Source organism: Chitinophaga pinensis (genome assembly GCF_007896845.1).
Classification (GTDB): Bacteria; Bacteroidota; Bacteroidia; order Chitinophagales; family Chitinophagaceae; genus Chitinophaga; species Chitinophaga pinensis_C.
The window spans coordinates 85934-107804 of sequence record NZ_VOHS01000004.1; the positions used below are offsets into that span (position 1 = coordinate 85934).

Genomic DNA, 21871 nt, shown 5'->3' on the forward strand with positions numbered 1-21871 from the left:
ACAACATTACATTACCAGCGTGACAGATATTGGTTGAAATTTTAGATTTCATAAATGTAGCAAATATTTAATTACGGGAAATGACTGCCGCAATTTTATTATAGGCTCTGAGGTATTTATTAAAGCGTGGTACATCTTTTTCCGTTAGTTCGGGTACTCTTCTGACGTCCATGTTATCAGTAAGGTCATTCAGCTTTACCAGACAGGCGAGGCGATTGGGGATAATACGGTTGATGAAGTGATCGTAATCTTCATCATCGGAGAGTTTGGTTACACACCGTAATGCCTCTACGAGATGAGGGGCGAGGCCTTTTTCAATGAGTTGCTCAAAGGTCCAGGAGGTGTCTTCTACTACGTCGTGCAGTACACCGACGATTCTTTCATCATCTGTTTTGCCGAGTTGCATTACACGCATGACGTGTGCAATGTAGGGGGCGCCGTATTTGTCGGACTGGCCGGCATGGGCTTCGGTAGCAATGGCTATGGCTGTAGCAAGTGTCATATGCTAAAACTAGCAAAAAGTATGCAATAAAAAGCCCCCGTTCTTATAAGTGAAGAACGGGGGCAAATGTTATTTAAAGCCGGCAGCTTACATGAAGTGATATCTTGCGAATGCCTCCATGGCAGCATATTTCTGTAAACCTAACTGGTCGTACAGGTTAGCGGTATTAGCGTTACGGTCTTCCGCTCTTTCCCAGAACTCACGGAGATCGCTACCCTGGAAAGGAACGACATCTTTCTGGCTCTGGTGGATGAAGATACCGAGACGTTTTTGTAATACCTGATCAGGACTCATTGGTACAGCCATTTCGATTTCATGGATGTTCCATTCCTGCCATGCACCTTTATACATCCATACCCAGCAGTCTTTCATGAAATCTTCATGCTTCAGTCTGTCGAGTGCCGCGAAGATGATTTCCAGACATACTTTGTGTGTACCATGTGGGTCAGCGAGGTCACCTGCGCAGTAGATCTGGTGAGGTTTTACTTCACGGATCAGATCAACTGTCATCTGGATATCTTCTTCACCCATTGGTTTTTTCTCGATAGTACCTGTTTCATAGAAAGGCAGGTTCTGGTAGTGGATATTGCTTTCAGGAATACCTACATAACGGCAGGTAGCTTTTGCTTCACCACGACGGATCAGACCTTTGATAGCGCGGTTCTCAGGCGTATCTTTCTGGCTTGGCTTCTTCACACGGAGGAATGCTTTTGCATCTTCCAGTATCTGGGAGCTTTTGCTACGGTCGATATCGAACATACCTTCGAAACCTACTGCGAAGTCGATGTAACGCAGTAAGAATTCGTCAGTCACCGCGATGTTACCGGAAGTCTGGTAAGCAACGTGTACATCATGTCCCTGCTCGTGTAAGCGGATGAAGGTACCGCCCATGGAGATGATATCATCATCCGGGTGTGGAGAGAAGAGGAGTACGCGTTTTTTCTCAGGCTGTGAACGTTCAGGGTGGCTTGGCAGCTGTGTACCCGGTTTACCACCTGGCCATCCGGTGATGGTATCGCGGATACCGTTGAACTCTTCGATGTTCAGTTCATAAGCAGAACCATATTGTACGATCAGGTCATTCAGACCATTTTCGTTATAGTCTCTGTCTGTCAGCATCAGGATCGGCTTATTCAGCTTCAGGGCGAGGTTGGTTACCGCTTTACGACGCAGTTTAGGCGTCCATTCGCAGTCACCTGTCAGCCATGGCTCTTTGTAACGGGTCAGCTCTTCAGCAGCCTGTTCGTCGATCACGAATTTACAGTCAGGGTGTTGTTGCAGTAAAGATGCAGGCACCTGATCAGAGCTGTGACCTTCAACAGATCTGCGTACGATCTTTGCTTTGTGGGTACCCCATGCCAGCAGGACGATACGTTTAGCTTTGAAGATGGTGCTCAGACCCATGGTGATAGCCAGACGAGGTACCTGGCTGATATTGGAAAACTCGAAAGCGTTCGCTTGTCTCGTGTTATGATCCAGTGTAACAAGACGGGTGTGGGAAGTCAGGGTTGAACCAGGTTCGTTGAATCCGATATGGCCATTTGTTCCGATACCCAGGATCTGCAGATCAATACCACCTGCAGCTTCAATACGGCGCTCGTATTCAGCTGTGTATTCCTTTACTTTTTCCTTTGGCAATGTACCATCCGGAACGAAGTAGTTTCCTGCAGGAATGTCAATGTGGTTGAACAGCTGCTCCTTCATGAACCTGTTATAGCTCTGAAGTGCATCTGGTTCGATCGGATAGTACTCGTCCAGGTTGAAAGTCAACACGTTTTTGAAGCTCAGTCCTTCTTCCTTGTGCAACCTTACCAGTTCTGCATAAAGATATTTCGGGGTTGAACCTGTAGCGAGACCCAACACAACCTGTTTGTTGGCGGCCTGCCTTTCCTTAATCAGTGCTGCTATTTCCTGCGCAACTGCTCTGGAACCGTCCTTAGCGGTAGGATATATATCCACGGCTATTTGTTCGAAACTGTCGATCAGTTCAATTTCCTGATGATTAAGCGTCATGATTAATGTTTTGGATTAGATGCGGTTTAAAAACGAGACGGAAAATTAAAAAAAATCTCTCTATTCACATAGAAGATTATGGGTTTGTTTAAGCAGGAAACATGAAAATTCGATAAATGTACAGAGTACCCTTAACATAATATTCATAATTGTGAGAAAACCATCAGTCCTGATATGACGTTAATTATTGCAGATGATCATCTAACCTGCGAGCAGTGAAAAACGCGGCCACATAGGGCATGACCGCAGAAAACCTCAAACAATCCTGCCGGAAGCGCTACAAAAAGCCCTTCTTGTCACGTACCGGCATTTATCTTCAAAAGTCATGTTTATGAAAAAGTCATTGTTATTAATGACCTGCATCTGCTTCTTATCTGTTACATATCTGAAAGCCGATACAGGAAAACCTTCTCCATTTATACACAAATATGTTGCAGAAGAATGGATGAAATCGAAAGAAGGGGTATGGGAAGGCCTGAAAGACAAGAAAACTTACTGGTATAAGTTAGATAAAGACGCTAAACTGTGGTGGAGCACCAATGGTAAAAAATGGGCCGCTGTGGAAGATGGTATGTGGGCTGATAAAGACGGTAAATGGTTAAAAATTGGTGATGGTAAATTGTGGTGGAGTGCAGATAAAGGCGCTAACTGGGGAGAAGTACCTGAGTGGAAATGGGAAGGACCTAAAGGCCATTGGTACAAATTCGATAAAGACTGGTCACTCTGGGTGGCGAAATCTGAATAACAACTGTTTATATTCATTTTATCGGCAGTGCCTGATACTGATATTCCGGATATCGTATCAGGCACTTTTATTTTAACACAAAAAGGGGAGTTATAAGTTTTAAGGCTAATAATGTTGTAAACTTTAATGTTTCGGATTTTTTTATAAGTAGAATATTCAATATTTTGGTTGTCATATATCGCCATTACAGATATACATTTAAGGACCGGGACACCACTTTTACACTGCCACCAACAGCGGGACAATGATTTACCGGAACAGGTGAGAACTTATCGTAATAAAAACTATGTGTTTCAGACCTTTGAATCACTGTTGTGATTTTGAAGTGTTTTCGACTACTTTTAACGTGCAGAGAAAAAAACATCAACCAAAGTAGTGCAGACATCTGACCATGCCACCATACAAATACTCGCCGGAAGAATAGCCACCGGAGATGAGCAAGCTTACAGGCAATTGTTCAGGCAGTTTTATAAGCCTTTATGCCAGTTTGCTGCTTCTATCGTGCGCTCAAATGAACAGGCGGAGGAGATTGCTTCGGATGTATTTATGAACATCTGGAAGAACAGGGAGCGCCTTTTACAGGTCAGCAATCTGAAGGTATATCTGTATGTGGCAACGCGTAATACTGCACTCAATTATCTGAATCAGCAACAATTACAACATTTTAGTATTGATGAACTGTCTGTTGACCTGACAGTTGCTGATAATACCCCTGAACAACTGATGATCTCAGGCGAAATGGCCCGGAAAATGGCCGATGCGGTGAATAACCTGCCACCGCGCTGTAAGATGATCTATAAACTGATCCGCGAAGACGGTCTGAAGTACAAAGAAGTAGCCAGTATTCTGGAGATCTCTGTGAATACCATTGATGTACAGATGGCAATTGCCTGCAAAAAGATCAGTGAATCCCTCCGTTTATATTTACCTAAACGCTAATATTTAGTTTTCGTTAAATTTTTTTTCAAAACGCTTAGTAGATTCTCAAAAAAATACTGTCTTATTAGATGTAAAGCCCATAAAAACGTTTATGAGTCAAGACAGAACCTGGATATTGCTGGGAAGAAAAATATCGGGTGAGGCTACATTAGATGAACTGCGGGAACTGGAGCAATTGCTGAAAGATGATGCACAACTGAGTTATCAGGCATCTCTGATGAAAGAACTGGAACTGCGTACACCTGACGGCACTGAAGATACCGAAGCTGCGCTGGAAAAACATATGCAGCGTATGCAGGAGCTGTTTCCTGCTGATTTTCCGGTGGCAGCAGCGCCAAAGAGCATACTGAAGGAAGCAGCAGGGAAGCAATCCTGGCTGCGCACTAACAGATGGCGTATGCTTGCAGCCGCCGCTTCATTGGTTACTGTTATTGGCGGATTATGGAGCCTGCGTGAACGTAAACAACATGATAATAAAGAGCTGGTCAGCGAGATCACGACAAGGCATGGATCACGTTCTACTGTGACATTACCTGACGGATCCACTGTCTATCTCAATGTGAGCAGTAAGCTGACCTATGATTATGGTCAGGACGATAGCAGACAGGTCATACTGGAAGGAGAAGCCTTTTTCGATGTAAAAAAAGATGAACAAAGGCCCTTCATCATCCACACAAAAAAGATGGATATTACGGTACTCGGTACCACATTTAATGTAAGAGCTTATGAAGAGGATAAAACAGTAGAAACCTCACTAATACAGGGGAAAGTCGAAGTAACTATTAAAGGGGATATTCCTAAAAAGGTCATTCTTTCGCCAAATCAGAAAATCGTACTGCTGAACGAAGTAAAACAGCAAACAATGCCGGCAGTCCGTATACAGGACCTGCATGATAAAGATCCTTACCGGCTGGAAGAAGTAACCGTCAATCCTACGGACAGTCTGGTTGCAGAAACAGCATGGAAAGAAAACTGCCTTGTGTTTAACAATGAACGTTTCGAAGACATTGCCCTCAAAATGGAAAGATGGTATGATGTGCAGATCATTTTTGAAGAAAAGCAGTTAGCAGAGAGCCGCTTTACCGGAACTTTTATTAACGAAACAGTAGAGCAGACTTTAGAAGCGCTACGATTTACATCTCCGTTTCACTACAGTATTGATAAAAAGAAGATTATAATAAAACGATAAACACGCCTTTTACTTATGTAGCACAACTATTGAACTTATTGACTAGTAACTATTGAACAAAAAAAGAAAGGGGAGATGCGGCAACATTCCCCTCTCAACCAAGATCAGCGCATGACAGGAAGTTTCATTTGGCGATGAAGCCTGTCCATGCATTTTATTGACCTTAAACAATCTAAAAGTATGGAAAAAACCAGACTTAATCTGCTTCTTTTACCTAAACCAAAATCTTTTCTAAAAGCAATTCTATTGATGAAACTGGCCTTTTTGCTGACGCTCGTAACCTGCATGCAGGTGTCTGCCAGTGTTTTCTCACAGAATAAGTTTACGCTCAATCTGGAAGATGTAAAGCTGGCTAAATTGCTTAAAATCATTGAGAAGCAAAGCGATTACCGCTTTGTGTACAGCAATGATATGATCGCTGCTGATACAAAGGTGACGGTAAGTGTAACAGATAAGACTGTGGAACAGGTACTGGCCGCGGCGCTGAACAGCACCGGTCTTACCTTTCGTGTAATGTCTGACAAACTGGTAGGCATCGCTCCTAAAAGTGAAGTGATTGCTGACATCAATGTAAGAGGTCGTGTGACTGATCCCGCAGGTACTCCCCTTGTAGGTGTAAGTGTAAGGATCGCCAAAGGCAACAAGGGTACTGTTACCGATATGAAAGGCGAGTACACGATTGAAGCGCCTTCTACCGCGGTATTAGTATTCAGCTATATTGGTCATATCGATCAGGAAGTGGCTGTGAATGGTCGTGCTTCACTGAACGTGACTATGCAGATAGATACGAAAGGTCTGAATGAAGTAGTGGTGATCGCTTATGGTACTGCTAACCGTAAAACATTTACCGGTTCTCTTACACAGATTGATTCCAAAGCACTGCAGACACGCCCTATTTCTAACGTATTTAACGCACTGGAAGGTGCAGCTCCCGGTATTCAGGTGAACTCCGGTAGTGGTCAGCCAGGTGCAGGCCCCAGTATCCGTATCCGCGGTGTAGGTTCTATCAACGCTTCCAGCGATCCGTTGTATGTAGTAGATGGTGTGCCTTTTGAAGGTAATATCTCTTCCCTGAGCACTGATGATATCGAAAGTATGTCCGTATTGAAAGATGCTTCCGCTTCTGCTTTATACGGTGCACGTGCCGCAAATGGTGTAGTGATGATCACGACCAAAAAAGGTAAACGTGGTAGCAACCATGTACAGGTAAGAGCAATGCAGGGGGTGACTTCACGCGCGATTCCTGAATACGATCGTGTAGATGCATTCCAGTACTATCCGCTGATGTGGGAATCTTACAGAAATACCCTGTTCACCGGCAATACTACGCTGGAACAGGCTAATCAGGGCGCTACCACCAATATAAAAGCGCGTCTGGGATACAATCCTTTCAACGTTGCAAATAATGATATCGTACGTACAGATGGTACATTGAATCCGGATGCAAAACTGCTGTATGCAGAAGATCTGGATTGGACAAAAGCTATTCTGCGCGATGGCAGCCGTGGTGACTATGGTGTTAGTTTCAACGGTGGTTCTGATAAAAACGACTACTTTATCTCCCTCGGTTATCTGAAAGAGAAAGGTTTTGTAATGAAATCAGACTTCGAAAGAATCAATGGTCGTATCAATGTGAATGCGAATCCCACAAGCTGGTTTAAAACCGGTCTGAATGTGAATGGTACATTTACTAAGTCAAATCAGGCAAATACCATTGATAACAGCTCTTCCTATATCAACCCATTCAACTTTACCAGAAATATGGGGCCGATCTATCCAATCCATGCGCATGACGCAACAACAGGTGCACTGGTACTGGACAGAAACGGTAATACTATCTATGATCTGGGAGATGGTTCTCTGGGTGGTCAGGTAGCAAGACCAGCGGGTGCGAATGCAGGTCGTCACATCATTCAGGAAACTGAATTGAATGACAACAGCTTCAAACGTAATGCGCTGTCTGCAAGAACATTCGGTGAAGTGAAATTCCTTCGTGATTTCAAATTCACTACCAACATCGGTGTCGATGTAACCAATGATCTGGTAGGTACTTTCGACAATACTACTGTAGGTGATGGTGCTCCGGCAGGACGTGCAAGCCGTACCAGTCGTATGACAACCGGTTTTACTTTTAACCAGTTGCTCGACTATAACCGTTCTTTTGGTAAACATAATATAGACGTACTGTTAGGTCACGAGAATTTTGACCGTACCTACAACTACCTCTATGGTGCAAGACAGACAGTGATTGTTGACGGTGCTTCTACAGAACTGGACAACTTCACTACTACTAACTCGCTGAGTTCACGTACTGATAAATATCGCACTGAGGGTTACTTCACCCGTGCAACTTATAACTACGATGAGAAATATTTTGCTTCTGCTTCTTATCGTCGTGATGGTACCAGCCGTTTTTCCCAGTCATTGCGTTGGGGTAGTTTCTACTCTGTAGGTGCTGCATGGGCATTGAGCAATGAAAACTTCATGAAAGACATCAGCTGGATCGATCTGTTAAAGGCACGTGCTTCCTACGGTGTGGTTGGTAACGATGCATTACTGGATGAAAATTCCAATGCTATTTACTATGCATGGCAGGCTTTATATGATCCTTATGCGAATGCAAGTGAGCCGGGCGTTTTGCAGCGTTCTATCGCCAGCAATCTGCGTTGGGAACAGAACAAAACTTTTGATGTAGGTATAGACTTCTCCTTCCTGAAAGAAAGGGTTTCCGGTAGCATCGAATACTTCCACCGTGAATCAGATAACCTGTTGTTCCGCGTACCAGTACCCGTTTCCAGCGGTCTGAAATACGAAAGTAAAAACATCGGTACGATGTGGAACAAAGGTTTCGAATTGCAGGTAGGTGTTGATGTTGTACGCAATAAAGACTTCAAATGGAACATCAACCTGAATGCAACAACTTATAAAAACCAGATTGTTGAACAGCCTCAGAAGGAGATTGTGTCCGGCACTAAAAAACTCATGGTAGGACAATCCCAGTATGATTTTTGGCTGAGAGAATATCTGGGTGTAGATCCGGAAGATGGTGCACCACTGTACAGGGCACAGAACACCACTATCAATCCTAACAACAGAAATACCCGCGTCACTAAAAACGGCGATACTGCTACTATATTGGTTAGCAATGCACGTTATCATTATGCAGGTTCTGCTATTCCTGATGTATATGGTGGTATCACCAATACTTTCAATTATAAAAACTTCGAATTGTCTTTCGTCGTGAGCTATCAGATCGGTGGTAAAGTATACGATCAGACCTATATGGGCCTGATGCACGGAGGTACTTACGGATCAGCGCTGCATGTGGACGCACTGAAACGCTGGCAGAAAGCAGGTGATGTTACTGATGTACCAAAGCTGCAGTTCAACAACGTGACCAATATTAACGCCGGTACATCTGACCGTTGGTTAACAAGTGCTTCTTATGTGAATCTGAGAAGAGTAAGTCTTGGTTACACACTGCCTAAAGCATGGACATCAGCCATGCATATCAGTGGTGCAAACATCTTTGCAAGTGGCGAGAACCTGTATCTGAAAACGGCGCGTAAAGGTATGAACGTAACACAGGCATTCACCGGCGTTACTTCTAACGTGTATTCTCCTGCCCGCGTGGTAACAGTAGGTATTAATGTTGGACTCTAAAAACAGAAAGAAAGATGACTAAGAAATTATTATATATACTCATAGCTGTACCGGTATTAATTTTCAGTTCCTGCAGCAAAGATTATCTCGATACAAATCCTACAGATGCTTATCCTTCCGCCGCTGTATTCAGTAATATTGCCGGTGCATGGTCTGCTATCAATGGTATTCACCGTTCTCTCTATATCCAGTATGATAGCCAGGACCAGGGTGGTCAGGGTAGTATCATGCTCAACAATGATATGCTGGGTGATGACGTGGTAATGACTGCAGCTGGTAACGGATGGTTCAACTCACAGTATCAGTGGGTGACGCATCGTACTACTTCAGCGGCGTTCCTCAAATACACGTATTATTTCTACTACAAGATCATTGCGAATGCAAACATGATCATCGACAATATCGATGCAGTTAATGCAGATCCGGCTGAGAAAAGTATTATCAAGGGGCAGGCGTTAGCTTACCGTGCATGGTCTTACTGGAATCTTGTACAGATGTATGGCAAGCGATATGATGCAAATGGTAATAACAGTCAGTTGGGCGTACCACTGGTACTGAACAACACAGTTACACCACTGCCAAGATCTACCGTTGCAGAGGTATACACCCAGATCAACAAAGATATTGATGAAGCTTTAACAGCGCTGGTGGGCTATAATGGCGATAACAGATCACATATCAGTCTGGCGGTTGCAAAAGGTATCAAAGCGCGTATTGCATTGACGCAGCAGAATTGGGCTGCCGCAGCTCAGTTTGCAGCTGAAGCGAGAGCAGGTGTCGCGCTGATGAGCAATGTAGATTATGTGAAAGGTTTCAATGATTATAACAACGTAGAGTGGATATGGGGTAGCCATCAGATCTCTGAGCAGACTACTTATTTCTATTCCTTCTTTGCGTTTATATCAGCAAACTTCAACTCGAGCGCTATCAGAACAAATCCTAAAGCGATCAATAGCACGCTGTATGAAACAATGTCTGCTACAGATGTACGCAGACTGGTATTCAGCCCGGATGGTAAGAATGTACCGGTTCCATCAGGCGGTATCAGCCCGGCTTACATTAATAAGAAGTTCCTGACTGCAACCAGCAGCAGCATTGGTGACGTACCGTTAATGCGTGCGGCTGAGATGTACCTGATAGAGGCAGAAGCAAAGGCACGTCTGAATGACAATGAAGGTGCTGCAGATGCATTGTACACATTGGTGGTGAGCCGTGATCCGAACTATACAAAAAGCACCAATACAGGCGATGCACTGTTGCAGGAGATCCTGAGGCACCGTCGTATTGAACTGTGGGGTGAAGGCTTCCGTTTTTATGACCTGAAACGTATGAATCAGGCGCTTGACAGAACCGGCAGCAATCATACGACTACTTTGACGAATGGTCTGATGCAGGTAGCTGCAGGCGATATCCGTTGGGAATTCCTGTTCCCGCAGGATGAGATCAATGCGAATGGTAATATCATTCAGAACGATCTGTAATAGCTTAACAGCAAATCTAAACCGATACGAAAAAGGGCGTCCGCTGTTTAGCAGACGCCCCTTTTTGCTTTTATAACAGGTGTGTAATGTTTAGTTACCTGCGGCTTCAGTAGCCAGTGTCAGGATCTTTTTCACTTCACTTACCTGTGTTTTGGAAATGCCGTATTCAGGTACACCGGGAATGCCGCCCATGCTCACATTCGGATTGCGGTACACCATACCGCTTTCTTCATATGCTTTGGCAGTTGTATGGTATTCTGCTGCGCCTGTTTCTTTTACCAGTTCGGCGATGTTATGCGCACGTACACCGGAGCCTACGAGGATGGCGATACGTCCGGCTGACTTTTCCACAAGCGTTTTCAGTAAAGGGATGCCTTCTACCGCCGTATTTCTCTGACCGGAGGTCAGGATACGTTCACAACCTGTTTCGATGATATCTTCCAGTGCCTGCATCGGGTCTTCTGTCATATCAAAGGCTCGGTGGAAGGTGACACCCATCGGCCATGCCAGATCGACGAGGGCTTTGGTACGTACTTTATCCACTTTACCATCAGCAGTCAGCAAACCGATCACCACACCATTACACCCAAGGGATTTGCAGAGTTTAATGTCTTTCTGCATCAGGGTGAATTCCAGCTCATCGTACAGGAAGTCGCCGCCACGTGGACGGATGATCGGGTAGATATCTATTTTTACTTTTTCACGCGCCAGGGCGATAGTTGCATAGCTGGGGGTGGTACCACCTTCCAGCAGATTGTCGCATAGCTCAATACGGTGTGCGCCACCTTCTTCTGCAGCGATGCAGGAAGCCACCGAACCGGCGCAGATCTCAAGCGTGATCTTTTTCTCCATGCTTATACTTAGAAATAGTGCTTACCATCGATCAGGACGTTACTTTCCTTTTCGGACTTCACAGCATAATTAAATCCTTTCTGCAGACAGTATGCCCCGTGTTCGCCTTTTTTGTTGATGGCGAGGAAGCCTACCTGTAAGCCTTTAGCTCTTTCTTTATTCTTTTTCACGATACGCGTTACTGCTTCTTTGCAGGCTGCTTCAGGAGAGTAGCCCTGACGCATCAGTTCTACCACGAGGAAGCTACCTACTACACGGATCACTTCTTCACCGACACCGGTGGAGGTAGCAGCGCCTACTTCATTATCCACATAGAGACCAGCACCGATGATCGGGGAGTCACCTACTCGGCCATGCAGTTTGAAGGCCATACCGCTGGTCGTGCAGGCGCCGGAGAGGTTACCATTGGCATCCAGTGCCACCATACCGATGGTATCGTGGTTGTATACGTTTCCGGGCAGTTTAAGCGGATTGAAAGTCGTTGCTTTGTCAGGACCATAAGAGGAGTTCTCTATGTTCATGATCGGCTTGTATTCTGACTTTTTCAACCATTCGCGCCATGCTTTTTCTGATTCCGGTGTGAGCAGGTTTTCTTTTTGGAAACCATTTGCGAGGGCAAATTGAAGTGCACCGTCACCTACAAGCATTACGTGTGGTGTTTTTTCCATCACAGCACGGGCTACAGAGATAGCGTGCGTTACGTGTTCCAGCGCAGCTACAGAGCCACAGTTGCCCAATTCATCCATAATGCAGGCATCGAGGGTTACACGACCATCACGGTCAGGAAACCCGCTGTATCCTACGGTATGGTTGTTAGGGTCAGCTTCAGGGACTCTTACACCCGCTTCAACGGCGTCGAGTGCGCGACCACCTTTTTTCAGTACTTCCCATGCTGCGTCATTGGCAGCGCGGCCGAAGTCCCATGTAGAGACTACGATCGGTTTGGTCACTTTACCTTTGGAGGCAGTTGCTGCCTGTGCTGTCTCAGATGTAATGCCATCTAAAGATAAAGCAGCGGCACCAAGGGCCGCTGCTTTTAAGAAATGTCTGCGATCTTGCATAATTCTTTATTTATGATACCGGAAAACCGGTCGAAAGTTTAATCTTTCATTTCCCATGCCAGGGCGCTGGCGCCAAGGATAGCCGCATCACTTTCTTTCAGTTCGGAGAAGACCAGCTTCACCTTGTTCTGGAAGATAGGCAACAGGTTTTTCTCCATATGCTCACGCACAGGCTTCATGATCATGTCGCCTGCTTTTGTCAGACCGCCGAACAGGATGATCGCTTCAGGGCTGGAGAACATTACGAAGTTGGCCAGTGCCTCACCCAGTATTTTACCAGTGAATTCGTATACTTCTACTGCCAGCGGATCGCCTTTCATTGCAGCTTCATATATCACTTTGGAATTGATCTCTTCTTTCGGATGCTCACGCAGTATGCTCTGTGTATCCGGGCGGTTAGCCAGGAATTCCAGTGCAGTATTGGTCACACCTGTTGCAGAAGCGTAAGCTTCCAGAGAACCGTGTGCGCCTGTACCAGGGTGGTATCTGCCACCCGGAAGAACGATACAGTGACCGAGTTCACCTGCGAAGCCATCGTGACCATAGATCAGCTGACCGTTGGCAACAATACCGCTACCTACGCCTGTACCTAATGTGATAACGATGAAATCTCTCATGCTTCTTGCAGCACCGTACTGGAATTCACCGAGTGCCGCTGCGTTAGCGTCATTGGTGAGGATAGCCGGTACGCCAAACTTTTCACCCAGCAATTTTGCCAAAGGTATAACACCTTTCCAGCGGAGGTTTGGAGCATATTCAATGTTACCGGTATAAAAGTTACCATTTGGTGCACCTACACCGATACCTCTGATGTTTTCAATGCCACCTACCTGTGCGATCAGGACGGAGAGATGCTCGTGCAACTCATCCAGGAAGCCATGAACGTCTTCGTGTTGGTTCGTTAGCATACGACCATCACACAGAATATTACCTCTGCGATCTACTATGCCAAACTTTGTATTGGTTCCTCCAATATCAATGCCCACCGCTAATTGCTGACTCATAATCTATTCCCTGTGATTTTAATATGTTTTTAACTCTGAATGCAAAGAATGCCAGGTATGCGAAGCATACAACCGGAATAATGTAAGAATAATGGATACCGATAGAAGGTATATCTGCGAGACCACCCTGAACCGGAGGAACGAGAGAACCACCGAGGATCATCAGTACCAGGAAGGAAGAACCCTGACTGGTGTATTTGCCCAGACCAGCGATAGCCAGTGCAAAGATACAAGACCACATTACGGAGCAGAACAGACCGCCCGCAACGAAGGAGAAGATCGCTACCTCACCGGTAGTGAAGAGACCGATCACCATTGCCATGATACCGAGCAGTGCGAAGATCATGAGGGTTTTGGCAGGTTTGTCCTGACCGGCGAAGAAGCCGATGATCTGAACAACCAGTACACCCGCATAAGGATACAGTACACTGACATCAGTACCTTTCAGATGGTTTGCAGTCAGTACTACACCATAGGCAATGAACGGAACGATAACAGAAAGGACCTGACGACCGGTTTTAGATACATTGAATACAGTGATGGCACCAGTCCAGCGACCCACCATCATACTACCCCAGAAGAGGGATACATAAGGGTCGATCTGGGATTCTGATAAACCTTCCAGTGTGAGGAAGCCCGGATGTTTCAGCAGGGCGCCCATGTTGCTGGCGATGGTTACTTCCACACCAACATACACGAAGATGGCGATCATACCCATGATGAGCTGCGGATATCTCATAGCTCCCCAGCCATTACCATCCTTGCGTGCGCTGTTCAGGGAATAGAAGAGAATTGCGAGGATACCTACGATACCGATCAGGAAGAAAGGCAGGCCCAGGTCAGTGGTTTCAGCAACGCCGATGGAAGTTTTGATCGCATTGAGTACAAGACCTACCATGATCAGCACGAACATACCAGTGATCGCGCTCAGTGATTTACTTGCACGCGGAGATTGTTCGAATGGTTCATCAGAAGTGCCTTTAGGCATTTTAGAGAACCAGAAGATAGCTGCGGCAACAAGGAACAGTACGATCAACAGGATGTAGAGCGTATTGATCTTGCTGATGTCAGTGTCAGCAGACACGGAAGCATCTTTCGCAGAACCAAAAAGAAGAATACTTACTACCAGTGGTCCGATAGTGGTACCAAAGGAGTTGATACCTCCCGCCAGATTAAGACGGTGAGTACCTTTAGCCGGATCGCCTAATAGAATGGCAAAGGGATTAGCTGCAGTCTGCTGCAGTGAGAAGCCCAGCGCAACAATAAAGAAAGCACCCAGAATAAGATAGAACGCGGCAGTGGTATCAGCCATTTTGTTACCGATGTTTACTGCGGCGATTAACGCGATTGCACCTACTACAGATATGAGCAGGCCGTAAATGATACCTTTCTGGTAACCGATCTTGTTTAAGATGTCTACGCCCCGCAGTGCTGAGAAGAGATACAGCAACAGCGAACCGATAAAGTAAGCGCCGTAGAAGGAGAAATCAATTAATTGAGATTCCAGTTGTCCAAGGTGGAAATGCGCTTTACAAAAGGGGATGAAGATGCTGTTTGAAGCAGCCACGAAACCCCAGAAAAAAAATACAAGTATCAGTACAAAGAAAGATGGATGTGTACTTTGCTTTGTTTGTTGAGCCATAAACGTGTTAAATTACTGTAATTTTTGCGCGATAAATGTATAAATTATTTTTCGAGAATTCCTAAATTTTCAAAATAAATATGCCTATTTTCCTGAAGCAAAAACGTTTTAGCTAATATGTTGTAAAATTTCTATTCTTTTTAAATAGAAGTTGATTAAAATGACCGGGCGAAAGTTTAAAAGTGTACTATTTACGCCTTTTAAGATGGGAAATTAACTTATATCTACTCAAAAGTGCTATTTCGGCGTATTTAACTATGAAATGCAGAAATAAGTACATAAGTTCGCAAAGATCAATCAAAATCATTTAATAACATTAAATTGAAGCTGTATGGACAATACCGTGACGTCTCCAAGAGAGCCTATATCTAAGCCCCAAACGAATACGCACTATGGAAAAGCCATGTTTATAATCGGCACGCTTTTCTTCTTATTTGGTTTTGTTACATGGCTTAATAACATTCTTATCCCTTTTCTCAAGCAGGCGTGTGAATTGTCCGATTTTGAGGTTTATTTCGTAACATTCGCTTTTTACATATCTTATCTGGTAATGGCCATCCCTTCTTCTATATTATTGAAAAAGATAGGGTTTACCAAGGGCATGTCAATAGGATTACTAGCTATGGCTGCGGGATCACTGATCTTTATTCCGGCTGCTTATATACGTTCTTATCCACTGTTTTTGTTAGGTTTATTTATACAAGGAGCCGGATTAACGCTGCTCCAGGCTGCTTCAAATCCTTATGTAACTATACTAGGGCCGATTGAAAGTGCAGCCCGTCGTATTAGTATTATGGGAATTTGTAATAAGGTGGCTGGCATGATTGGTATTTTCGTTCTTGGGTCATTGCTGTTTAGTGATACCAAAGAGCTTTCCGAGAAAATTAGTGCATTGACCGGTAATGAGCTGGAAGTGCAGCTGCAATTGCTCGCTCAACGTGTTGTTGTACCATATCTTATTATGGCGATAGTACTGATTTTACTTGCATTTATGGTTCGGAAGGCGCATTTACCGGAAATTAACCCAGAAGAAGATACAGCAAGTGGAGAGGAGAGTGAGACTACAGGAAAAACATCAGTTCTTCAGATACCTCATTTGATGTTGGGAGTACTTTGTATTTTCATGTATGTAGGTGTTGAGGTACTGGCAATTGACTCGCTGACCCTTTATGGAGAATACAATGGTTTTGAAAAGGACGCGGCAAGTAAATTTGGAATCTATTCCCTAATATGTCTCACTGTGGGTTATTTATTGGGTATAGTGTTGGTACCTAAATACCTGTCACAGAAAAGAGGACTGATTATTTGTGCTATAATGGGTGCGTTATTCTCCATAGGAGCTCTATTAACGCAAGGTTCTTTATCCATTGGATTCATTGTTGCGCTGAGTTTCTCCCATGCATTAATGTGGCCTGGTATCTGGCCATTAGCGATGAATAAACTGGGCAAATTTACAAAACTGGGAGCAGCACTAATGGTAATGGCTATTGCAGGTGGAGCTATTATTCCCCTTATATATGGGGCGCTGGCAGTGAGTACAGATCGTCATATTGCCTACATAGTTTTAGTTCCATGTTATCTCTATATCCTGTATTATGGTGTATCCGGTCATAAATTGGGTCTTAAGAAAGCATAGTTGCAAAATATATAATAACAAAAAGCCGCGGAGAAATTATCCCGCGGCTTTTTTGTAATATAATGATCTGTATTAGTACTGGTCGTCCAGCGCAAATATCGGTTTTCGGTTCATCCATCTTCCCCTTGTAAAATCCGGTATATACTGCACATTCCCTCCTTCGGCCACAGACTGCTCACTCAGAGGCGTAATCGCGTACCAGGTGGCAAGATCATATACATCCAGCGCATAAGGCGCACCCCGTTTCACACTTTCGATAAATGAATTGATGACAAACCAGTCCATCCCTCCGTGTCCTGCGCCGGCCGCACTGCTGGTATAGCGTTTCCACAGCGGATGATCATATTTGCCCATATAACTGTTCGGATCTTTATCACTGCCTGCTTTCTCCCACTCGTCATAAGGACTTTTACCTTCTACATAAATGGAATCGAAATCGTCCATCCACAGGCCATTGGTGCCCTGTACACGGAAGTTGAGCGAGTAGGGGCGGGGAGAGTTGGTATCATGTGATAGCATGATGGTTTCTCCGTTGTTGGTACGAAGCAGCGTAGATACGATATCCCCGAGTTTGAATTCTACTTTTGCGTTCGGATGATTTTCTCCTCCGTTATCCACAATGTATTTATGCAATCCTCTGGATTTGGTAGCCACAGATGTCAGAGACAGCAGCCTGTTTCCACGGTTGATATTGATCATATTGGCTACAGGGCCCAGACCATGCGTGGGATAGAGGTCTCCGTTACGATGTACGCTGTGGTTAGTGCGCCATTTAGCTTCTGACATGGCTTTTTCGCCAAATTCAACACCGCCGCCATAAAGTTGTTTTCCGTTGTTGAATTTCACCTTGCGGAGGTCATGCTGATAACCGCCCTGCAGGTGTGTAAGTTCGCCGAAAAGGCCTTGTCTCACCATATTCAGCACGGCCATCACATCCCGGCGATAGCAGACGTTTTCCATACCGAATACCTGTACACCGGTGTCTTCACTGGTGTTCACAAGGTTCCAGCATTCCTGGATATCCGATGCACCACACACTTCGACCGCAGGTGTTTTACCTGCTTTCATGGCTGCGATAGCCTGAATGGTATGCCATTCCCATGGTGTGGCAATGATAACAGCGTCGATATCATCCCGTTTTAAAAGATTGAGGAAATCTTCAGGTCCGTTGCTGTATTCGGCTACTTTCTTTTTTGCGCCATAGGCCTTACTGATCAGTTCACGGGATTTCGGAATGGCCCATTGTGTGTCCGGATCGCAGATGGCCACAACATCTACGTCGTCCCGATGGAGGCACAGGTCAAGATGACCTTGTCCGCGGGCACCTACGCCGATCAATCCTACTCTGACTTTTTCCTTTTTGATGTCTGCGAAGAGGCGGGCTGGCGTATTGAGGAGGGTCAATCCTACACCTGCGGCCACAGTGGTTTTGAGAAAGTTTCTCCTGTGAAATTGCTGCTTTTTCATGCGTTGTTTGGTTTTAGCTCTTGCTAAAAGAAGACTGCTGGTGTATTTGTAGCTGGTGACTAAAAATAGAGAAATTGTCCTGGAACTTCTATTTTATTTTGACTTTCCCTGCATCAATTTTCTCATGGTATATACTATTCCCTTTATTAAACATTATTTTAGTTGGATACTGCAGAAAGTGTGCATAAACAGGTCTTATAGAAATAGCAGGTCTTACGAAATCAAATAACAGGTCTTATACCACTGATTGTGTCCGGAAAACGGTCCGGTTCCACGAAAGGTCAAACAATTGAGATGAGAAAGTTCTTATTAATGGCCGGGCTTTGCAGCACGCTGGCCACTGCTCATGCGCAGGACATTGCTCCTTACGGGGCGCTGCCATCCAGATCACAGGTGGAATGGCAGGATATGGAATACTACATGTTTATCCACCTTGGTCCGAACACTTTTACAGACAAAGAATGGGGACATGGCGATGAAGATCCGAAGGTATTTAATCCTTCACAGCTGGATGCCCGTCAGTGGGCGCGTACCGCGAAACTCGCCGGTATGAAAGCGATCATTATCACTGCCAAGCACCACGACGGTTTCTGTCTGTGGCCAAGTAAATACAGCACCCATACTGTCAGGGAGAGCGCATGGAAAGATGGTAAGGGGGATATACTGAAAGAATTATCTGCTGCCTGTAAGGAGTACGGGCTGAAGTTTGGGGTGTACCTGTCTCCATGGGACCGTAACCACCCTGCTTATGGTACACCGGAGTACAATCAGGTTTTTTCCAATACATTAAATGAGGTGCTGAGCAGCTATGGCCCTGTGTTTGAACAGTGGTTTGACGGTGCTAACGGAGAAGGTCCGAATGGGAAGAAGCCGGTATATGACTGGCCGCTTTTCCACAGCACAGTATATAAGAACCAGCCCAATGCGGTTATTTTCAGTGATGTAGGACCGGGTTGCCGCTGGGTAGGTAATGAAGACGGTATTGCGGGCACGACGAGCTGGGCGACGCTGAATGTGACCGGTTTTACACCGGGTAAAGGTGCGCCGGCGCAGTCTGTATTGAATGAAGGCAATATGAATGGTGAGAAATGGGTGCCTTCAGAATGTGATGTGTCTATCCGTCCGGGATGGTTTTATAGTCCGTCCACCAATGACAAGGTAAAAAGCGTACAGCAGCTGCTGGATATCTATTATGGTTCTGTAGGCCGCAACGCCAATATGTTGTTGAATGTGCCGGTTGACAGACGAGGTTTGATTTATTCGGCGGATTCTATTCGTCTGATGGAGTTCAGAAAAATGCGGGAGGAAAGCTTTAAGACAAATCTGGCGCTGAAAGCAAAAGTGACGGCAACAGAAACCCGTAAGGGCAATGCACATGTAAATGTGCGTAACCTGATCGATGGGAAGAATGATACGTACTGGGCTACGCCGGATAATGTATTGCAGGGAACGATTACTTTGACCTTCCCGAAGGCGGTTACATTCAACCGTCTGGTGATGCAGGAATATATTCCGCTGGGCCAGCGTGTAAAGGCATTCAGCGTGGAAGTGCTGGAGAAGGGTGTGTTTACGGAAGTGGCGAATGCTACAACGATCGGACATAAGCGTATTCTGTCTTTCCCGGATGTGACGACCACACAGGTGCGTATCAGGATACAGGATGCACTGGCCTGTCCGGTGATCAGCGAGGTGCAGTTGTACAAAGCACCGGGTTTATTGGCAGTACCTATTATTAACCGTAATAAGAACGGCGATGTAAGTATTACCTGTTCTTCACCGGATCCTGAACTGCATTATACACTGGATGGGAAGGAACCAACCTTTAAGTCTCCTAAATACACCGGCCTGATCTCCCTGCCAAAAGGAGGGATAGTAAAGGCGAAGTCATTCCTCGAGAAAGGGAAGGTGGCCAGCACGACGGTTACTGCTAACTATGATATTGCACCGGCCAGATGGAAGGTAGTATATACAGATGGTCAGGCGGATGGTGCGGATCCGGAGAGAGCGATCGACGGCAACCCGAATTCCTTCTGGATGACAAACTACCAGCCGGATGCGTCGAAATATCCGCACGAGATCCAGATAGATATGAATGAGTCGCTGACGCTGAAAGGATTTATATATACACCGAGACATCAGACGGTACGTTCCGGTACTATCTATGGTTATGAGTTCTATGTAAGTGAAGACGGGGAAAACTGGGGGCAACCGGTGGCACATGGAAACTTTGCGAACATTGCCAACAATCCTGTGACGCAGACAATTAAATTTAACATGCCGGCAAAAGGAAGATTTATCCGGCTTGTGGCAACTGCGCCTGCCAATGAAAATGAACATTGGGCCAGTGTGGCAGAGCTTGGAGTGATCACTAAATAAGTAAATTATTGATTTTCAGGGTGTCCCCGTCAGAATGGCGGGGACATCTGTTTTATATGAGTATAAATAATCTATGTTGGCCCGTAATTTGCAACTACCTATTTGATAATTTAACTTTCCGTCTTGAATTTTTTGTCCGCTAAGAAAAAATAATATTATAACTTTGCGTTTGATTTAAAATAAAGACAGTTTTTAACAATTTAATGCTGAACTGAAGTTGGAAAACTTTGCGGCCCATACACTTTCTGCATATCATCCTTCTCTGAGAGAAGGAGAATACTCTATTGGGTTCAATGTCTTTAGATATCTTTCCCGACGACCTCGTATTTGATAGCGTCCGCTTACATAATGCACGCTATCGCAACCACGTGACAACTCTCAGTCACTGTAGGTATTATTTCTATCCAGCGATGGATTCCAGGTATTAATTTATTGATTTACGTTTTCAATTGACAAAATTGGAAAATCCGAATATCATTGTCAGGGTTGCGACCACTGACGATAAGCATTATGGCAAAACCATCACAGATGAGATGGAGGCTTCCGCAAAAGCGCGTGGAACAGGTATTGCCAAACGTTCTCCTGAGTATGTACAACTGAAGATGGAGGAGGGGAAGGCTGTTATAGCATTAACAGATAAAGGCGAATGGGTAGGCTTCTGCTATATAGAGGCCTGGGGACATGAGAAATTTGTGGCCAACTCAGGACTTATCGTCAACCCTGCATTCAGAGGACATGGTGTGGCCAAGGCTATCAAACATCGTGTATTTGAATTGTCCAGACAGAAGTATCCGGATGCGAAAATATTTGGTCTGACTACCGGTCTTGCCGTGATGAAGATCAACTCCGAACTGGGCTATGAGCCAGTTACTTATTCCGAGCTGACAGACGACGAAGAGTTCTGGAAGGGCTGCCGCAGCTGTGTCAACTTTGAAGTGCTGACGAGCAAGAACCGCAAGAACTGTCTGTGTACTGCTATGCTGTACGATCCGGTGGAGAAGGCAAAAGAAGAGGCTGAAAAAGAAGCACTGAAGAAGGCTGCACTGCATATCCAGACGGATGCTGTGGGCGCTGCCCAACCGCAGATCCTGGTAGCAGCGAATGGTGAGATCAGGCATGCGAAAAAAGCAAGGAAGTTCAAAGAGAACTTCAAGCTGTTCGAAAGATGGCTGCGCTTTAAAAGATTTGTACTGCTGAAAAGCGGCAAGGACAGCATCAGTGGTGGCGGAGCGCCATCCAGCAGAAAGCGTTTCTTTCTGTTCAACATATTATAAACGATCATTCTTTTATTATAACGCGTC

At 45.1% G+C, this 21871-nt stretch carries 15 protein-coding genes; 8 read left to right on the forward strand and 7 right to left on the reverse strand.

What is annotated here, in order from left to right:
- Nucleotides 1-67: 67 nt before the first annotated feature.
- Together FEF09_RS05330 and nagB are read right to left on the reverse strand one after the other, a co-directional pair.
- Nucleotides 68-502 (reverse strand): HD domain-containing protein, encoded by a 435-nt coding sequence (locus FEF09_RS05330; protein ID WP_146304155.1) that lies wholly within the window; start codon nt 500-502, stop codon nt 68-70.
- Between the two features lie 87 nt (nt 503-589).
- Nucleotides 590-2515 carry a glucosamine-6-phosphate deaminase gene (nagB, locus tag FEF09_RS05335; protein WP_012794137.1) on the reverse strand — a complete coding sequence of 642 codons (1926 nt, stop codon included), beginning with the start codon at nt 2513-2515 and terminating at the stop codon, nt 590-592.
- A gap of 331 nt (nt 2516-2846) precedes the next feature.
- Between nagB and FEF09_RS05340 the strand changes: the two genes are divergently transcribed.
- The 5 genes from FEF09_RS05340 to FEF09_RS05360 all read left to right on the forward strand — a co-directional run bounded on the left by FEF09_RS05340 (nt 2847) and on the right by FEF09_RS05360 (nt 10532).
- Entirely contained in the window at nt 2847-3260 is a 414-nt protein-coding gene (locus FEF09_RS05340) for a hypothetical protein (protein WP_146304156.1), read from the forward strand.
- 375 nt (nt 3261-3635) lie between these two features.
- Complete coding sequence (locus FEF09_RS05345) at nt 3636-4199, forward strand: RNA polymerase sigma-70 factor (protein WP_261387343.1); 564 nt, start codon at nt 3636-3638, stop codon at nt 4197-4199.
- 91 nt (nt 4200-4290) lie between these two features.
- Nucleotides 4291-5388 carry a FecR domain-containing protein gene (locus FEF09_RS05350; protein ID WP_146304157.1) on the forward strand — a complete coding sequence of 366 codons (1098 nt, stop codon included), beginning with the start codon at nt 4291-4293 and terminating at the stop codon, nt 5386-5388.
- Between the two features lie 249 nt (nt 5389-5637).
- Entirely contained in the window at nt 5638-9051 is a 3414-nt protein-coding gene (locus tag FEF09_RS05355; protein WP_261387344.1) for a TonB-dependent receptor, read from the forward strand.
- Nucleotides 9052-9065: 14 nt separating this feature from the next.
- Nucleotides 9066-10532: a RagB/SusD family nutrient uptake outer membrane protein gene (locus FEF09_RS05360; RefSeq protein ID WP_146304159.1), complete on the forward strand. Its 1467-nt coding sequence runs from the start codon at nt 9066-9068 to the stop codon at nt 10530-10532.
- Between the two features lie 90 nt (nt 10533-10622).
- On the opposite strand, the gene FEF09_RS05365 is transcribed toward FEF09_RS05360, so the two are convergent.
- From FEF09_RS05365 to FEF09_RS05380, 4 genes are read right to left on the reverse strand one after another with little or no spacing between them, the layout of a single operon-like run.
- Nucleotides 10623-11384, reverse strand: a complete 762-nt coding sequence (locus FEF09_RS05365) for a copper homeostasis protein CutC (protein WP_146304160.1) — start codon at nt 11382-11384, stop codon at nt 10623-10625.
- A gap of 8 nt (nt 11385-11392) precedes the next feature.
- Entirely contained in the window at nt 11393-12445 is a 1053-nt protein-coding gene (locus tag FEF09_RS05370; protein WP_146304161.1) for a N(4)-(beta-N-acetylglucosaminyl)-L-asparaginase, read from the reverse strand.
- Nucleotides 12446-12483: 38 nt separating this feature from the next.
- Nucleotides 12484-13449: an ROK family protein gene (locus tag FEF09_RS05375; RefSeq protein ID WP_146304162.1), complete on the reverse strand. Its 966-nt coding sequence runs from the start codon at nt 13447-13449 to the stop codon at nt 12484-12486.
- Complete coding sequence (locus FEF09_RS05380) at nt 13421-15091, reverse strand: sugar MFS transporter (protein ID WP_146304163.1); 1671 nt, start codon at nt 15089-15091, stop codon at nt 13421-13423. The genes FEF09_RS05375 and FEF09_RS05380 overlap by 29 nt, the downstream gene beginning before the upstream one ends.
- Nucleotides 15092-15422: 331 nt before the next feature.
- Between FEF09_RS05380 and FEF09_RS05385 the strand changes: the two genes are divergently transcribed.
- Nucleotides 15423-16727 carry a sugar MFS transporter gene (locus FEF09_RS05385; RefSeq protein WP_146304164.1) on the forward strand — a complete coding sequence of 435 codons (1305 nt, stop codon included), beginning with the start codon at nt 15423-15425 and terminating at the stop codon, nt 16725-16727.
- A gap of 72 nt (nt 16728-16799) precedes the next feature.
- Here FEF09_RS05385 and FEF09_RS05390 read toward each other — a convergent pair whose 3' ends face one another.
- Nucleotides 16800-18194, reverse strand: coding sequence for a Gfo/Idh/MocA family protein (locus FEF09_RS05390; RefSeq protein ID WP_146304165.1), 1395 nt, complete (start codon nt 18192-18194; stop codon nt 16800-16802).
- Nucleotides 18195-18488: 294 nt separating this feature from the next.
- On the opposite strand from FEF09_RS05390, the gene FEF09_RS05395 reads away from it, so the two are divergent.
- Together FEF09_RS05395 and FEF09_RS05400 are read left to right on the forward strand one after the other, a co-directional pair.
- Nucleotides 18489-20570, forward strand: a complete 2082-nt coding sequence (locus FEF09_RS05395) for a discoidin domain-containing protein (protein WP_261387345.1) — start codon at nt 18489-18491, stop codon at nt 20568-20570.
- A gap of 458 nt (nt 20571-21028) precedes the next feature.
- Complete coding sequence (locus FEF09_RS05400) at nt 21029-21844, forward strand: GNAT family N-acetyltransferase (protein WP_261387346.1); 816 nt, start codon at nt 21029-21031, stop codon at nt 21842-21844.
- The last annotated feature ends 27 nt before the right edge of the window (nt 21845-21871 follow it).

Excerpts from the sequence above, each read along its gene's own strand:
- FEF09_RS05385 (WP_146304164.1), top strand. The coding sequence starts at position 15,423 with ATGGACAATACCGTGACGTCTCCAAGAGAGCCTATATCTAAGCCCCAA.
- FEF09_RS05370 (WP_146304161.1), bottom strand. The coding sequence starts at position 12,445 with ATGCAAGATCGCAGACATTTCTTAAAAGCAGCGGCCCTTGGTGCCGCT.
- FEF09_RS05350 (WP_146304157.1), top strand. The coding sequence starts at position 4,291 with ATGAGTCAAGACAGAACCTGGATATTGCTGGGAAGAAAAATATCGGGT.
- FEF09_RS05360 (WP_146304159.1), top strand. The coding sequence starts at position 9,066 with ATGACTAAGAAATTATTATATATACTCATAGCTGTACCGGTATTAATT.
- FEF09_RS05380 (WP_146304163.1), bottom strand. The coding sequence starts at position 15,091 with ATGGCTCAACAAACAAAGCAAAGTACACATCCATCTTTCTTTGTACTG.
- FEF09_RS05340 (WP_146304156.1), top strand. The coding sequence starts at position 2,847 with ATGAAAAAGTCATTGTTATTAATGACCTGCATCTGCTTCTTATCTGTT.
- FEF09_RS05395 (WP_261387345.1), top strand. The coding sequence starts at position 18,489 with ATGAGAAAGTTCTTATTAATGGCCGGGCTTTGCAGCACGCTGGCCACT.
- FEF09_RS05365 (WP_146304160.1), bottom strand. The coding sequence starts at position 11,384 with ATGGAGAAAAAGATCACGCTTGAGATCTGCGCCGGTTCGGTGGCTTCC.
- FEF09_RS05390 (WP_146304165.1), bottom strand. The coding sequence starts at position 18,194 with ATGAAAAAGCAGCAATTTCACAGGAGAAACTTTCTCAAAACCACTGTG.
- FEF09_RS05375 (WP_146304162.1), bottom strand. The coding sequence starts at position 13,449 with ATGAGTCAGCAATTAGCGGTGGGCATTGATATTGGAGGAACCAATACA.
- nagB (WP_012794137.1), bottom strand. The coding sequence starts at position 2,515 with ATGACGCTTAATCATCAGGAAATTGAACTGATCGACAGTTTCGAACAA.
- FEF09_RS05330 (WP_146304155.1), bottom strand. The coding sequence starts at position 502 with ATGACACTTGCTACAGCCATAGCCATTGCTACCGAAGCCCATGCCGGC.
- FEF09_RS05355 (WP_261387344.1), top strand. The coding sequence starts at position 5,638 with ATGAAACTGGCCTTTTTGCTGACGCTCGTAACCTGCATGCAGGTGTCT.